18 protein-coding genes are annotated in these 13,993 nt (G+C 70.6%); 9 read left to right on the top strand and 9 right to left on the bottom strand.

Annotated features, from left to right (window positions below; all coding sequences use genetic code 11):
• Positions 1 to 56 precede the first annotated feature (56 nt).
• Genes NKT36_RS04480 through glpA form a run of 3 tightly spaced genes read right to left on the bottom strand, consistent with a single transcriptional unit; the run spans position 57 to position 4,379 of the window.
• On the bottom strand, positions 57 to 1,328 hold the full coding sequence (locus NKT36_RS04480) for an anaerobic glycerol-3-phosphate dehydrogenase subunit C (protein WP_327052750.1): 1,272 nt from the start codon (positions 1,326 to 1,328) through the stop codon (positions 57 to 59).
• Positions 1,325 to 2,713, bottom strand: coding sequence for a glycerol-3-phosphate dehydrogenase subunit GlpB (gene glpB, locus NKT36_RS04485; RefSeq protein ID WP_327052751.1), 1,389 nt, complete (start codon positions 2,711 to 2,713; stop codon positions 1,325 to 1,327). Before glpB ends, NKT36_RS04480 begins: the two co-directional genes overlap by 4 nt.
• A complete protein-coding gene (gene glpA / locus NKT36_RS04490; protein ID WP_327052752.1) occupies positions 2,703 to 4,379 on the bottom strand; it encodes an anaerobic glycerol-3-phosphate dehydrogenase subunit GlpA in 1,677 nt (558 codons plus the stop codon). The genes glpB and glpA overlap by 11 nt, the downstream gene beginning before the upstream one ends.
• Before the next feature lie 183 nt (positions 4,380 to 4,562).
• Between glpA and NKT36_RS04495 the strand changes: the two genes are divergently transcribed.
• On the top strand, positions 4,563 to 4,895 hold the full coding sequence (locus NKT36_RS04495; protein ID WP_327052753.1) for a hypothetical protein: 333 nt from the start codon (positions 4,563 to 4,565) through the stop codon (positions 4,893 to 4,895).
• On the opposite strand, the gene NKT36_RS04500 is transcribed toward NKT36_RS04495, so the two are convergent.
• From NKT36_RS04500 to NKT36_RS04515, 4 genes are all read right to left on the bottom strand, one after another.
• The gene (locus tag NKT36_RS04500; RefSeq protein ID WP_327052754.1) at positions 4,896 to 5,012 is read right to left on the bottom strand and encodes a rubrerythrin-like domain-containing protein; all 117 of its coding nucleotides are present in this window, start codon (positions 5,010 to 5,012) and stop codon (positions 4,896 to 4,898) included.
• A 126-nt stretch (positions 5,013 to 5,138) separates the two neighbouring features.
• The gene (locus NKT36_RS04505; protein ID WP_327052755.1) at positions 5,139 to 5,273 is read right to left on the bottom strand and encodes a hypothetical protein; all 135 of its coding nucleotides are present in this window, start codon (positions 5,271 to 5,273) and stop codon (positions 5,139 to 5,141) included.
• Positions 5,274 to 5,307: 34 nt separating this feature from the next.
• Positions 5,308 to 5,505: a DUF5800 family protein gene (locus NKT36_RS04510; RefSeq protein WP_327052756.1), complete on the bottom strand. Its 198-nt coding sequence runs from the start codon at positions 5,503 to 5,505 to the stop codon at positions 5,308 to 5,310.
• Positions 5,506 to 5,544: 39 nt separating this feature from the next.
• Entirely contained in the window at positions 5,545 to 6,492 is a 948-nt protein-coding gene (locus tag NKT36_RS04515; RefSeq protein WP_327052757.1) for a complex I NDUFA9 subunit family protein, read from the bottom strand.
• Between the two features lie 171 nt (positions 6,493 to 6,663).
• Here NKT36_RS04515 and NKT36_RS04520 point away from each other — a divergent pair, with 171 nt between their 5' ends.
• A complete protein-coding gene (locus NKT36_RS04520; RefSeq protein ID WP_327052758.1) occupies positions 6,664 to 7,491 on the top strand; it encodes a hypothetical protein in 828 nt (275 codons plus the stop codon).
• 254 nt (positions 7,492 to 7,745) lie between these two features.
• Complete coding sequence (locus NKT36_RS04525; protein WP_327052759.1) at positions 7,746 to 8,075, top strand: DUF7344 domain-containing protein; 330 nt, start codon at positions 7,746 to 7,748, stop codon at positions 8,073 to 8,075.
• Here the strand turns inward: NKT36_RS04525 and NKT36_RS04530 are convergent.
• Positions 8,067 to 8,624 (bottom strand): NUDIX hydrolase, encoded by a 558-nt coding sequence (locus NKT36_RS04530; RefSeq protein ID WP_327052760.1) that lies wholly within the window; start codon positions 8,622 to 8,624, stop codon positions 8,067 to 8,069. The two genes, NKT36_RS04525 and NKT36_RS04530, sit on opposite strands and share 9 nt — an antisense overlap.
• A gap of 231 nt (positions 8,625 to 8,855) precedes the next feature.
• Here NKT36_RS04530 and NKT36_RS04535 point away from each other — a divergent pair, with 231 nt between their 5' ends.
• From NKT36_RS04535 to NKT36_RS04545, 3 genes are all read left to right on the top strand, one after another.
• Entirely contained in the window at positions 8,856 to 9,038 is a 183-nt protein-coding gene (locus NKT36_RS04535; RefSeq protein WP_327052761.1) for a DUF1918 domain-containing protein, read from the top strand.
• Positions 9,039 to 9,071: 33 nt separating this feature from the next.
• Complete coding sequence (locus NKT36_RS04540) at positions 9,072 to 9,494, top strand: RNA-binding protein (protein WP_327052762.1); 423 nt, start codon at positions 9,072 to 9,074, stop codon at positions 9,492 to 9,494.
• A gap of 102 nt (positions 9,495 to 9,596) precedes the next feature.
• The gene (locus NKT36_RS04545; RefSeq protein WP_327052763.1) at positions 9,597 to 9,752 is read left to right on the top strand and encodes a hypothetical protein; all 156 of its coding nucleotides are present in this window, start codon (positions 9,597 to 9,599) and stop codon (positions 9,750 to 9,752) included.
• A 148-nt stretch (positions 9,753 to 9,900) separates the two neighbouring features.
• Here the strand turns inward: NKT36_RS04545 and NKT36_RS04550 are convergent, their stop codons facing one another.
• Positions 9,901 to 10,833, bottom strand: coding sequence for an FKBP-type peptidyl-prolyl cis-trans isomerase (locus NKT36_RS04550; protein WP_327052764.1), 933 nt, complete (start codon positions 10,831 to 10,833; stop codon positions 9,901 to 9,903).
• A gap of 143 nt (positions 10,834 to 10,976) precedes the next feature.
• Here NKT36_RS04550 and NKT36_RS04555 point away from each other — a divergent pair, with 143 nt between their 5' ends.
• The 3 genes from NKT36_RS04555 to moaC all read left to right on the top strand — a co-directional run bounded on the left by NKT36_RS04555 (position 10,977) and on the right by moaC (position 13,961).
• Positions 10,977 to 11,732 carry a helix-turn-helix transcriptional regulator gene (locus NKT36_RS04555; protein WP_327052765.1) on the top strand — a complete coding sequence of 252 codons (756 nt, stop codon included), beginning with the start codon at positions 10,977 to 10,979 and terminating at the stop codon, positions 11,730 to 11,732.
• A 308-nt stretch (positions 11,733 to 12,040) separates the two neighbouring features.
• Positions 12,041 to 13,465 (top strand): NAD(P)H-hydrate epimerase, encoded by a 1,425-nt coding sequence (locus tag NKT36_RS04560; protein WP_327052766.1) that lies wholly within the window; start codon positions 12,041 to 12,043, stop codon positions 13,463 to 13,465.
• Positions 13,458 to 13,961, top strand: coding sequence for a cyclic pyranopterin monophosphate synthase MoaC (gene moaC / locus NKT36_RS04565; RefSeq protein ID WP_327052767.1), 504 nt, complete (start codon positions 13,458 to 13,460; stop codon positions 13,959 to 13,961). Before NKT36_RS04560 ends, moaC begins: the two co-directional genes overlap by 8 nt.
• The last annotated feature ends 32 nt before the right edge of the window (positions 13,962 to 13,993 follow it).

Consider the following 13,993-nt stretch of genomic DNA (forward strand, 5'->3'; position numbering starts at 1 on the left):
GTATCGGAACATCAGCTCCCAACCCCGAGCACGAGTCGGTGAAAGAAGTGCCAGAATCAGTCCGCGACGAGCGCGGCGTCGAGCACCTCCATGGGATGGCGGATCTCGTAGCCGGTTCCGTGCTCCATCTGCATCGCGCAGGTCGGACACTCGGTCATGCCGGTCTCGCCCTCCACCGCTTCCATGTGCTCGAACATCTCCTCGCCGATGGCCATCGAGGCGTCGTACTTCTCCTCCTTCCAGCCGTAGGTGCCGCTGATGCCCGAGCAGGAGTCGCCGACGTCCGCGGGGTCCGCGCCCGCCACGTCGTCGAGCACCTCGACCGCCTGGCCGGCGATGCCCTGGTTGCGGGCGTGGCATGGCGCGTGGTAGGCCAGGTCGCCGAACTCGTCCTGGGGGACGCTGGCGTCCGCGAGTTCGCCGTCGAGGTCCTCGTGGACGCGGAGGTACTCCAGCGCCTCGTAGGTGTTCGCGGCCACCGCGGCGGTGCCGTCGAACGAGTAGAGTTCGGGGTACTCCTGGCGGAGCGCCATCGAGCAGGAGGTGCAGGAACAGACCACGTCGTACCCCTGCTCGACGAGGTGTGCGAACGTCTCGACGTTGAACCGCGCGGCGCGCCGGGCGTCGTCGCGCATCCCGTTGGCGAACATCGGCGTGCCCGAGCAGCGCTGGTCCGGCACCGCGACCTCGTAACCGAACGACTCGAACACCCTGACGAGCGCCTTCGCAACCTCCGGCGTGTTGTAGTTGGCGTAGTCGCCGTGGAAGTAGGCGACGCGCCTCTCGTCGCTCTCGACCCGCGCGCCGCCGCGCGCGTCCCACCACTCGCGGAAGGTCTGCGCGGCGAACGCGGGGAACTCGCGCTCGCTCGTGATGCCGAGCAGTTTCTCGTTGAGCCACTTCGTCACGGGGTTGCCCATGACGGCGTTCGTCAGACGGGGAAACTTCGCGCCCCACGCCCCGAGGCGGCCGTAGTTCGCCAGCAGGCGGTTGCGGAGGTACGCCCGCGAGAGGCGGTCCATCTCCTCGTCGACGTAGTCCGCCCGGGCCGTGTTGTGCATCTGGCTCAGGGGGACGTCCGACGGGCAGGCGTCGTCGCAGCGCATGCAGTTCGAGCAGGACATGACGGAGGGGTCGACGTCCTGGTCGTCCTTGCGCCGGAGTCGCCACTGCTCGGGCCCCTGGAACTTCGGCCCGGGGAACTCGTCGTCGACAGCCGCCACCGGACACCGGGTGTCGCAGGTCGAGCACTTGTAGCAGTCGTCGGACCCCGGCCTGAGGTCCATCGATTCGCCCGTGAACACGTCGGTGAGTTCGTTCTCTGTCATGGATCACCCTCGCCGCTCGCAGTCGTCTGCTCGCTCGCTTCGCTTCCCACCGCCGACTCGCCGCCGTCCCTGTTCCCCGTCGCTGCCTCGCCGTCCGCCGTCGCCAGCTCGCCCGCTCGTTGCCCCGCCACCACGCCCGTCGCCAGCGAGACGCCGCTCCCGGAGTTCTCGGCCGCGAGGTCGTAACCGCCGAGCACCGCGCCGGCCGCGCGGAGGTTGTCGAACTCGGGGTCGCCGCCGGCGTCGAGCGGCCGGAGTTCGTCGTCGGTCGATACGCCGAACCGGGCGAAGGCGTGGTCGCCGAAGGGGTCGTCGTCGAACCACTCGTAGCGGTCGTCCGGGGCGGCGACGTGGCAGTCGAAGACCGGTTCGCGGACGCCGTCGCGGTCGGAGTCGACGCCCTTCCCGACCAGCCCGCCCGTCGCCAGCACGAACTGGTCGGCGGCGTGGGGAATCCGCGCCCCGTTGCGCTCGACGACGACGGCCGCGACCCGGCCCGAATCGCGTTCGAAATCGACGACGGGGTTGCCGGCCGTCACGGCCACGCCGGCGTCGTCGAGTGCGGCCTCGAACTCCGATTCGAGGCGCATCCCGGGCAGGCTCGGTGGGCCCGTCGGCACCTCGAAGACGTCGACGCCGAGTTCGGCCTCGATGCCGGCGCGCACCTCGTCGGGGTCGTCCACGCCCAGGACGGCGGGGAAGCCCACCCGTTCCGCGCCGTCGAGGTGCGGTGCCACCCGCTCGGCGAGCGCCCGCCGGACGGGCAGCGACTCGCCGACGCCAGCCCGTCCCTCGCGCTCGACCCGCTCGTTCTCGTCGAGTGCGCGGGCGAGGCGGGTGACGGGTGCGTCGGCGCGGAAGTCTCCCGGGAACGCGACCGTGACGCCCGAGGCGTCGAACGGGACGCCGGCGGCCGCGAGGCGGTCGGCCGAAAGCGGCGCGTCGAAGTCGACGACCGTCTCGAAACCGACCAGCAGTGCGTCCCGTTCGTCGCTCGCCAGGCCCGCCGCGACGCTCGCGGGATAGCGCGCCGTCGGCTTGACCGACCCGCCGACGGTCGGGACGAGCGCGTTCCGGTCGGTGTGGCCGCCCGCGTAGTCGGCGACGGCGTCGAACAGCGCGAGGCCTGCCCGGACGCCGTCGACGCCCACCCGACGGTAGGGATGCTCCGGCGGGAGGCGGTCGACGGCGTCGAACGGGTCGACGACCGGTCCGTCCGCGTCCGGGAGGTAGCCGAGCACGTCGACGAGGCCGCTCGCCTGCCGGAGCGTGCTCTCGGCCTTCGTGACGACGCGGACGTCCGCTCCCTCGCGTGCGGCGGCGAGCGCCGCCGTCATCCCCGCGAGGCCGCCGCCGACCACGACGACGTCGTCGTTAATCGGCATCCGTCCCTCCGTCGAACTCGTTGAAATTCACGTCGCCGCCGTCTTCGGGGGCGCGGTCGCGGTTCATCGTCGTCGCGTGCAGGGCGTACGTGAGCGCGGCCTGTGAGAGCTGTTCGCCCCAGAGCGCGTGGCGCTCGCCCCGCCAGCGCTCCGCGAACAGGTCCTCGAGCGCGGCGCGGGCGGCCGGTTCGTCGTACTCCGGATGGAGTTCGGCGGCCATCCGGTGAGCGCAGAGGCCGCCCTGGCAGTTGCCCATCGACGCCCGGGTGCGGATGCGGACGGCGTTGAGGTCGGTCCCCGCGTCGTCGATGGCGTCCTGCAGTTCGGCGCGCGTGACGGCCTCGCAGTCGCAGACGACGGGATTCGCCCCGTCGACGTCGAGCACGTCCGCCGTCCGGCTGCCGAGACGCTGGGCGCTCCGGCGGGCGACCGGCGACCGCAGGCCGAACGAGGCCATCTGCTCGCGGAGGACGCCTGGGTCCTCGCTGCCCGGCAGGGGTTCGTCGGCCGTCCGGCAACGCCCGCGCACGCCGAGTTCGGCGCAGACGTGGTCGGCGACCGCCTCGGCCATCATCCGGTAGGTGGTGAACTTCCCGCCGACGATGCTGGCGAAGCCGGCGAGGCCGTCGCGCTCGGCGTGGTCGAGCAGGAAGAAGTCGCGGGTGATGTCCGTCGAGTCGGCGGTGCCCCGGTCCGGGGGTTCGTACAGCGGGCGGACGCCCCAGAACGACCGGACGGTCCGCGACTCGCCGAGGATGGGAACCAGTTCGGCGAGTTCGTCGACGAGCAGGTCGACCTCCCACTGTTCCTCGGGGTAGTCGGCGGGGTCGTCGACCTCCTCGTCGGTCGTCCCCAGGATGGCGGTCGTCTCGTGGGGGACGACGATGTCGGCGTCGCCTTTCGGCCGGCACCGGTTCACGACCGTGTCGACCTGCCGGCAGTTCATCACGACCATCGCGCCCTTCGAGGGGCGGACCGCGACGTCGACGCCGGCCATCGCGGCGAGCTGGCCCGCCCACGCGCCGGTCGCGTTGACGACGTACTCGGCGGTGATGCGCTCGGTCGTCCCCGGCGCGGCGTGGTCGCGCTTCCCCGGCCCGCTCTCGTGGCGGACCTCGACGCCGACCACCCTGTCGTCTTCGACGAGCACGTCCGTCACCTCGGCGTGCGTCTCGATGCGCGCGCCGTGGCGCTCGGCGTCGGCCGCGTTGGCGACGCAGAGCCGGAAGGGGTCGACCGCGCCGTCGGGGACCGCGATGGCGCGCTCGACGGCGTCGGAGAGGTAGGGTTCGCGCTCGCGGGCCTCCTCGCCGGAGACGACCTCGGCGGGGATGTCGCAGTCGCGGCAGGCCCGGAGCTTCCGCTCGAAGTAGTCGTCGGAGTCGCCCGGCATCTGGACGAACAGGCCACCGGTCTCCTCGACGCAGTGGGTCGCTATCTCGCGCAGCACGCGGTTCTCCGCGATGCACTCGCGGGCGCTCGCGGGGTCGGAGACGGCGTACCGGCCGCCGCTGTGCAGCAGCCCGTGCATCCGGCCCGTCGTCCCGTGCGTGAGGTTGCCCTGCTCGACGAGCGTCACGTCGACGCCCCGGAGCGCGAGGTCACGGGCGATGCCGGTCCCCGTCGACCCGCCACCGATGACGAGCACCGCCGCGTCGTCGGCCATGGATTCTCCGTAGGGGGCAGTTCACTTGAGGATACCGCTCGCCCGCACTGGGTCGGACGTCCGCCGCGGACCGGAGCGGACGACGGACGAGTACGTTCCGCTCGGTACCACTCGGTATCCCTCCGTACACCCCCATATCGCTCCGCAGGAACGCTTTAGACGGACGCGTCACATCCCACGCTCGTGCTCGACAGTCTCCAGCGCGAGGTCGACCTGCTCTCGCGCGCGCTCCAGACCCTGGCGTTCGTCCGCGAGAACCAGCCGGTCGGAATCCGGCGCACCTCGAAGGCCCTCGACTACGAACATCACGAGATTCGCGTCTCCTTCCGCCTGCTGGAGGAGGAAGGACTCGTCGAGGCGACAGACGAGGGTGCAGTGACGACCGAGGAGGCGGCGGCGTTCGTCGCGGCGGTGGACGACGACCTCGACGCCGTCGAAGAGTCGCTGACCGCCCTCCGGTCGCTGACCGACGAGGAGCTCCCGGCGGGCGACCGGGAGCGAGCGTCCGTCGCCTGACTACTCCCGCGTCACGCTGACGTTCCGCATCTCGTCACCGCACTCCGGACAGACCCCTGGCTGTCCGTCCGCGCTCGTCCGGTGTCCGCACCGCTCGCATTCGTACGTGTTCGACATTCGAGCGTCACTACGTCGCACACGGAGATAACTCTAGCTGGCGCACACGGCGGCGGCTGCAGCGGGCGAGCGGCCAGAAGCGGCCGCCTACAGCGCCGTCGCGGTCCGCGCCGCCCTACAGCATCGTCACAGCATCGTGAAGAGCAGGTACGGGACGCCGAACAGCAGGACGGTCATCACGGCCAGTATCAGCAGGTAGGACGCGGCGGTGCTCGCAGCGGTCAGCCACGCGGGGTGGTCGAACTCGGCGGGAGCGTTCATACGCACCCTTCGGAGAGCCGGCACTTAAAGGCTGTCAGCGGACGATGTCGCCGATGCGACGGGGCTCGCCGCGCAGGTCGGGCGCTTCCTCGACCATCTTCAGGACCTCGTGGTCGGTCACGTCGTAGTAGGCCTTCTGGGTCGCCTCCTCGACGAGGTCGCGGGAGAGGCGGAACTCGGTCCCCTGGTAGACCACGTCGACGCCGTCGTCGTCGAACGAGAGCGTTGTCATGTCACGCCGTAAGGTGGGGGCAAGTAAAAACCCACAGACTCAGTCCGCGCCGAGGTAGTCCGCCAGCGTGCGCAGGTCGGTCGGGTCGCGGTCGAACGCGGTGACGTCGTTGTCCGTCACCGTGTTGTCGAACTGCAACGAGCGGTACTGGTCGGCACCCATGGGGAACCCCGGGACCGCGCCGAGGACGGTCAGGCCGACGCGCGCGAGGACCATCGGGACCGGCAGGACGACGAGCGACTTGCCCTCGGCGCGGTAGCTGAGTTTCGCCACGTCCGCGAGCGTCAGCACCTCCGGCCCGCCGAGCTCGTACGTCTTCCCGACGTGCTCGTCCGCGGACGCCGACCGGTCGTCGCTCGCCGCCGCGCCCGACCCGTCGGACGCGGCCGCGGCACCGCCGTCGACGCAATCCGCCAGCATCGGTGCGACGTCGCCGACCCAGATGGGCTGGAAGCGCGTCTTCCCGCCGCCGGGGAGGCCCGTCACGTACGGCGTCGTGAGCTTCCGCGTGAACGAGACGAACTCGCCGCCGTCCCCGAACACGACGGACGGGCGAACGATTGTCCAGTCGAGCGACGAGCCGCGGACCACGCCCTCGGCCTCGCCCTTCGCCCGGACGTAAGCGGTCGGACCGTCGGGGTCAGCGCCGAGCGCGCTCATCTGGACGAGCCGCGGGACGTCGTGGGTCTCGGCCGCCGCGACGACGTTCTCGGTCCCGCCGAGGTGGACCGACTCGTGGCTCGTGCCGGGCGGCGGCTGGAACAGCGGCGAGAGCGCGACCAGGTTGACGACGGCGTCGCGGGCGGTGAACGCGTCCTCGATGGCGTCGTACTCCGTCACGTCGCCCGCGACCGTCTCGACTCCGGCGGACAGGTCGGCCTCGTCGGGATGCCGCGAGAGGACGGCGACCTCGTGTCCGCGGTCGACGAGGACGCGGGTGAGCGCCGTGCCGACGAAACCGCTGCCGCCAACGATCAGGACGTTCATGGACGGACGTACGCGCTGGAGACCCTTTGCGTCACTCCCTGTCCGTCGTGACGCGCCGTGTCGTGACGCGACCGCTCGTCGTGACCCACCACGTCGCGGGGGACGTCGCAGGTGACGCCCCGTGTCGCGGTCCGAAACGGCTTACCGGCCGGGCCCCCAACTCTCGGTCACATGTACGGCGTGGTGACGCGGAACCCGGAGGAGCTCGAGTGGGCCGAGTTCGACACGGGGTTCTACGAGGTCAAGGACGTGACCGGTCGAGCGACCGAACCCGTCGAGACGGGCGTGAACATGATCTCCTGTTTCGGCGACAACGCGGCGGCCGAGCAGGACCCGTCGCTCGTCCCGGTGAACGAGAACGGCGAGCGGGCGACGCGCGAACGACCCTACTTCGACTGGGCCTACATCTGCCCCACCCGGGACGCCTACCGTGAGGGCCTGCTGGAGATGGTCGAGGACGCCGCCGCGGTGAACCCCGACGTACGCCTCGACGACGTCGGGTTCCCGCGCGCGGAGTACTGCCACTGCGAGGAGTGCGACGACCGGTTCGCGGCGAGCGAGTACGACGACCGGGCGGCGTGGCGCGCGAGCGTCATCACGGAGTTCGTCGCGGAAGCAGCGGAGCGGATTCCGGGCAAGACCTACCTCACGCTCTACCCCGACCCCTACCCCGGCCACCTCTACGAGCGCGCCGGTCTCGACCTGGACGCGCTCTCGGAGTACGTCGACGAGTTCGTCGTCCCGCTGTACGACATGGCCTACTCAACGACCTACTGGCTGGAGGTCATCGCGAGCGGGTTCGAGGACGCGCTCGACGTCCCGTTCAGCGTGGAACTGTACGCGGTCGACGTCGACGTCGACGCGCTCGTGCACGCGGCGGAGGTCGTGGACGAGTACGCCGAGAACGTCCTGTTCGGCTACGAGTCGAGCAACGCCCGCGCCGCCCTCCGCCGGATGGACGCCGACTCGCGCGAGGGCGTCAGCCACGGCGAGGAGTGACCGTCGGCGAGCGACCCCGAACCTGTTGACCCCAAGACATTTGTTGGCAAACGACGTACCGGTGACGTGACGGTCCGCGTCGGGGTCCGCCCAGAATCGGACGACCGGTCGCTCGCAGACGCCACGGGTCGCGGTACCGGCCCCGACGCACCACACGGGGTGAACGAACGTGAACGGCAACGGAGTCTCCGCACGACTGTTCTCGGGTAGCGGGCGGTGGAAACGAGCGTCGCCGACCGAGCCGAGGTGGTAGCGTGCCGGACCGTTCGGTCGACGGGCGGCTGTCGGTCGACGAGCTGTTCGACCTGCTTGGCCACCCACGACGGCGGGACGCGCTCCGCCACCTCGTCGGAACCGAGGGGCCGGTCACGGTCGAGGACCTCGCCAGGGCGCTCGCCGGAGAAGGAGCGGAGTCACACCGTCTCGTAGCGGCGGCGCTGCGGCACAAGCACCTGCCGAAGCTGGACGAACGGGGGGTCGTCGACTACCGGGGTGGCGAAGGACGGCTCCGGTACGAGTCCGACCCACGGCTGGAGGAGTGGCTGCAGCAGGCGACAGCGTTCGAGGAGGGGAACTCAGGATAGCGTCCGCTCGCGCCACGTCCGGAGCTGCTCGCGGTCGCGCGTGTTCTCGGGAAGGTCGTGGAACCACCGCGCGTCGGTTATCTCGCCGTCGGGGTCGTCGACGTCGAGCGTCGCCGTCTCCGTCCGCGCCTGGAACGTCGGCAGGACGCCCAGCGTCGAGTGCTCGCCGCTCTCGATGGCGGTGCGCGTCGCGATGGCCAGCCCCTCGTAGTCGGCCTCGACGCCGGCCTCCTCGCGGAGTTCGCGAGCGGCCGCCTCGCGGAACGACTCCCCCTCGCGGACGCCGCCGCCGGGGAGCACCCACCTGTCGACCCCCTCGTGCCAGACGAGCAGGAGTTCGCCGGAGGGACGGTAGACCACCGTGTGTGCGCCGTACGGAGCGCCGGTCTCGGCCGCTCGCCGGGCGAGGGTGCGGAACCGCCGCCGGGACACCTCGTAGGTGCGGGTGAACTCCAGGTACTCCGCGTAGGCGCTCGTCAGGCGGTGGTAGGCCTGCTCGGCGCGCTGTTCCGCCCTGTCGGCGAGGAACCAGAGCTCGTCAACGGTCATCGTCCGACCGGCGGGGAAGCGGCTTCGGAGACGGATCGAGCCGGGGACGCGAAGATCGAGAGGTCATACCACTCGCTTGTCCGGCCCCCGAGATAAGCTTTCGGCCGCCGGAACCTGCGGACGGAGACGGGGTCGACCGGCGCTCCCGGCGCACGGTCGAGGGCGACGCGACACCAGCGTGCCACGTCCGGAATCGGACGCTTTTTAGGCAGCGACGGATTACCTCGACGCATGAGCTTCGACGAAGACGACCGCGTCATCCTCCACGACGAGCACAGCGAGTACGACGGTGAGGAAGGCACCATCACGCAGGTGATGGAGACGATGTTCGGCGACGCGACCTACACCGTCAGCTTCGACGACGGCCAGGAGACCGGCATCCCCGAGGACTCCCTCGAAGCGGCCGAGGAGTAAGGGCTTTTTCTCGCTTCGGTACCTACCGCGACCATGGCCAGCGTTCCGTTCCACTACATCGACCTGCGGGCGTTCTGTTACGCGACGGAGGACGACAAGCGCGTCGAGGACGCCCTCCGGACGTACCTGCCCGAGGACTTCGAGATCGAACGCACGGAGAGCGAGGGACACCACGGCGACCGCATCCTCGTCCTGTCCGCCCGCGTCGAGAACGCCGACGACGTGCGACACGTCCTCGACAAACTGCGCGAACTGCCGGACCTCGACGACGTCCGCGACGAGCTCGACGAGCGCGTCGACGACAACTGCTCTTTCTTCGTCTCGCTGGACAAGCAGGACGCCTTCCGGGGCGAGGTGTCGCTCGGCCAGGGGATCACCCTCCGCGCGAAGGTGGAGGCGTACCCCGCGAAGAAGGACGCCGCCGTCGAGAACGCGCGCGAGGCGCTGGCCCGGTAAGCGCGGCCTAACTTCCCGTTACGCGCAGTCAGGTGGACAGAAAGTTTATCACCGTACCCGACAACGTGCTATCCGTTACCACGCAACGCGTGGTGTGGCACCATGAATGAATGTCCGTACTGCAGTTCTGACCTGCGTCGTTCCGGCACGAGACAGACCACCCGTAGCGGCGACCCGATCGGCAACAAGAGCACCGGCACGGAACTCGTCTCGTGCCCCGACTGCGGCGGCGTGATCGACGGCTTCACCGCGCACTGAACGCGTCCTCCCCCTGCTATTTCGACGACCACCGAGCAGCGACGCGACGATAGCGCAGGCTCAACGAGAACCGCGTGAACGGAGAGAAACGTGTCTTCGGACCGTCACCGCTGACCGCGGCGGCGGTGGTCCGTCGCCAGCCGCGCGACTACTCCTCGTCGGCTTCGGCTTCGAGTTCCTCGACGAGTTCCTCCTCGTCGACGTCGGCGTCCTCGAGGGCCTCCTCGAGGTCGGCCTCGCCGGCACCGCCCATCATGCCGCCCATGCCGCCCATCATGCCGCCCATGCCACCGTCGATGGTCTCCTGGACGATGACGCGGTCGAGGTCGAGGCGGTCGATGATGTCCTGAGCGATCTGCTGCTTCTGGAACATCCACTGCTGGTTCATCGACAGCTGCGGCGTCGACTCGATGTAGAGCGTCTCCTTCTCGACGGTCTCGGTCTCGGTTTCGCCGTCCTCGCCCTCGACCTCTTCCTCTTCCTCGTCGGTCTCGATCCACATGTCGAGGTCGGCGTCGATGTACATGCCGAGCAGGCCCTCGGCCTTCTCGGTGCGGTCGTCGACCTCCTCGACGACCTCGTAGTCGTACTCGATGTCGTCACCCGCGAGCGGGTGGTTGAAGTCGACGCGGGCGCGCCCGCCGATGATGGTCTCGACGTAGCCCTGCTGGCCGTCGACCTGGACGCTCGCGCCGGGGTAACGGTCGTCCTCGTCGATCTTGTCCGCGCTCACGGTGCGGACCTCCTCGGGGTCGTACTCGCCGAACGCCTCCTCCGCGGGGACGACGACGGTGCCCTCGGTGCCGACCTCCTCGCCGTAGATGCCCTCCTCGACGCTCTCGAAGATGTGCCCTGCGCCCAGGACGATGGTGCGCGGCTCGAAGTCGCGGCCCTCGTCCTCGATGCCCTCCTCCTCGGCCACCTCGGCGTCGGTCGTGTCGACGAGGTCGTCGCTCTCGACGGTTCGCGCGGTGTAGGCGAGGCGGACGAAGTCCCCCTCCTGCAGCCCCTCCTCGGGTGCCTGCTCTTCCTCGGCGTCGGTCTCTTCCTCGGTTACTTCGGCCTCTGGTTCTTCACTCATACACGGAACGACACTCGTTCGGCCCTTAAGAATCACGTTTCGCCCCGGCGGGCATCGCGGACGGTTCGCGGTGCCACTCCGCCGGTCCGGACGCGCCGCCCGACGGAGATTTTACGTGGGTCCGGGCGGCAGTTCCAGCCGAGATGGACGCTGCACGGTTCCTCGCCGGGTCGCCCGACCGACGTCGACTGCTCGCGCACCTCCGCGAGCAGCCAGGGTCGCCCCGCGACGTCGCCGACGCGCTCGACACCTCGCGCCGGAGCGTCCAGCGCAACCTCGCCGAACTGCGCGACCGCGGCTGGGCCGAGAGGCGCGACGGCGGCTACCACCTGACGACCGCCGGCGCGCTGGTCGCGCAGGCCCACGCGGACTACCGCGACGCGCTCGCGGTCATCGACGAGGCCGCGCCCTTCCTGCGGGAGGTGGCGGCCGAGCACGCGCCCGACCCCGCGTGGCTCGGCGACGCCGCGGTCGTCACCGCGACCGCCGAGCGACCGCAGGCACCCGTCAGTCACTACGTCCAGCGCGTGCGCGAGCGCGAGACGACCACCGTCCGGATGCTCGCGCCGGTGCTGAGTCGCATCTTCCACGAACCCCACGCCGAACTCGTCCTCTCGGGCGTCGACACCGAACTGGTGCTGCCTGCCGACGGCGTCGAGACCGCCCGCTCGATGAACCCGCTGGAGTTCAGGGTGGTCGTGCGCGCCATCGACCTCTACCGCCACGACGGACCGGTCCCCGTCGGACTGACGCTCGGCGACGACTGGGTGCTGGCGGGCGCATACGACGACGACGGACAGCTCAGGGCCGTCGTCGAGTGCGACCACCCGGAGTTGTTCGACTGGGCCGAGTCGCTGTACGAGGACCACAGGTCGAAGTCGGAACCGGTTCGGTCGTGAGCTGTCGTGCAGCGACCAGATTCCGGGTGACTGGGTCGGTTCTGTGACGCGTTCGTTCCGCTGGATGGCTCGTGACCGCCCCGAAAGCCCCTGGCGGCTCCGGTCGAGGGACTCGCTGCGCGCTTCCCTCGCGGTGCTCGGTCCAGTGCTTGCATCGTCCGTCTTCCCGGAGCCGCCAGCCCCTTCCAGTCCCGCCCGCGTCGGTTGGTCGGGCGGGCGAAACCGGGACCCGATTCCCAGATGCGTTTTCGGACAGCGTGACCCACCCACCCGCAACATTAACCGCGCGGCCGGCCGAACGGCCGACCATGATAACCGCAGACCGGATGGCCGCGGTCGACGAGAACGCCGCAGCGCTGGGCGTGCCGCGCAAGCAGTTGATGGAGTCCAGCGGGAACGCGGTCGCCCGAGAGGTACGGGCGGCGGCCGACCCCGGCGCGCGGGTCGCCGTCGTCGCCGGCCGGGGCAACAACGGCGGCGACGCGTTCGTCGCGGCGCGCTTCCTCGACGACTACGACGTGTCGGTCCACCTGCTCGGTCGCCCGGGGGACATCGGCACCGACATCGCCCGCGAGAACTGGGCCGCGCTCCAGCAGGGCGAGTACGAGACGGTGACGGTCGCCGACTCGCGCGCGTTCGAGTTGCCCGACTGCGACGTGGTCGTCGACGCGATGCTCGGCACGGGCGTCACCGGGGCGCTCCGGGAGCCCGCGGCGACGGCCGCCGAGCGCATCAACGCCGTGGACGCGACGGTCGTCGCGGTCGACGTCCCCTCGGGCGTGAACGCCGACACGGGCGAGGCGGCGGGCGTCGCCGTCGACGCCGACCGCGTGGTGACGTTCCACGACGAGAAGCCCGGGCTGGCCGACGTCGACGCCGCGGTGACGGTGGCCGACATCGGCATCCCCGCGGCGGCCGAGCGGGTCGTCGGCCCCGGCGACCTGCGGGCGGTCCGCGACGACGTCGGCGGCCGCGCGTTCGTCGTCGGGGGCGGGCCCTTCACCGGCGCGCCCGCGCTCGCCGGGCAGGCGGCACTGCGCGCGGGGGCCGACCTCTCCTTCGTCGCCGCGCCGGAGACGGTCGCGGGCGAGATACAGGGGTACGCCGAGGACCTCATCGTCCAGCCGTACGGCGGCGAGCGGCTGACGCCCGACCAGGTGCCGGACCTGGTGGAGACCGCGGAGCACTACGACGACACCGTGATAATCGGACCGGGGCTGGGCGACGCCGACGAGACGCTGGACGCCGCCCGACAGTTCCTCCGTTCGTTCGAGGGGCGGGCCGTCGTCGACGCCGACGCGCTCGCGGTCGTCCCGGACGTCGAGACGGACGCGACGCTGGTCTGCACGCCAAACCGGCGCGAACTCGCCAAGCTCGGGGGACCGCAACCCGACGACCTCCGCGACGCGACCGACGCGATCGAGGCGCTCGCCGACGACCTCGGCCACGTCGTGCTGGCGAAGGGCGCGACCGACGTCGTGACCGACGGCGAACGGACGCGGCTGGTGCGAACGGGGAACCCGGGGATGGCGGTCGGGGGCACCGGCGACCTGCTCGCGGGCGCGGTCGCCGGCCTGTTCGGCGGCGCGGACGCCTTCGACGCCGCCTGCGTCGGCTCGTACGTCAACGGCCGCGCGGGCGACCTGCTGTACGACGACCGCGGCGAGGGGCTGCTCGCCTCGGACATGCTCGACGAGCTTCCGGCGGCGATCTGGGGTGACGACGATGTCTGAGGACGACCTGACCCACACCGACGAGGAGGGCGAGGTGCAGATGGTCGACGTGGGCGACAAGCCCGACACGGCCCGGCGTGCGGTCGCGGCGGGCGAGATACGGCTCCGGCCGTCGACCGTCGAGGCGGTCCGCGGGAACGACGTCGCGAAGGGCGACGTGCTCGCGACGGCCCGCGTCGGCGCGGTCCAGGCAGTCAAACACACGTGGGAGACCATCCCGATGTGCCACCAGATACCCATCACGAACGTCGAGACGGAGTTCACCGTCCACGACGACCGCATCGCCCTCGAAGTGGCCGTCGAGACGACGGGGAAGACGGGCTGCGAGATGGAGGCGCTGGAGGGCGTGACGACCGGCCTGAACGTCGTCTGGGACATGGTGAAGTCGGCGGAGAAGGACGACGACGGGCAGTACCCCGACACCGCCGTCCGCGACGTGCGCGTCGTCGAGAAGGAGAAGCGGTCGCTGTCGGGACGGAGAACCGGGGAGGAGTGACAGGGTTTTTGCCGCCGCCTGCGAAGGGGGCA

The organism is Halomicrococcus gelatinilyticus (assembly GCA_024227995.1).
GTDB classification, from domain to species: Archaea; Halobacteriota; Halobacteria; order Halobacteriales; family Haladaptataceae; genus Halomicrococcus; species Halomicrococcus gelatinilyticus.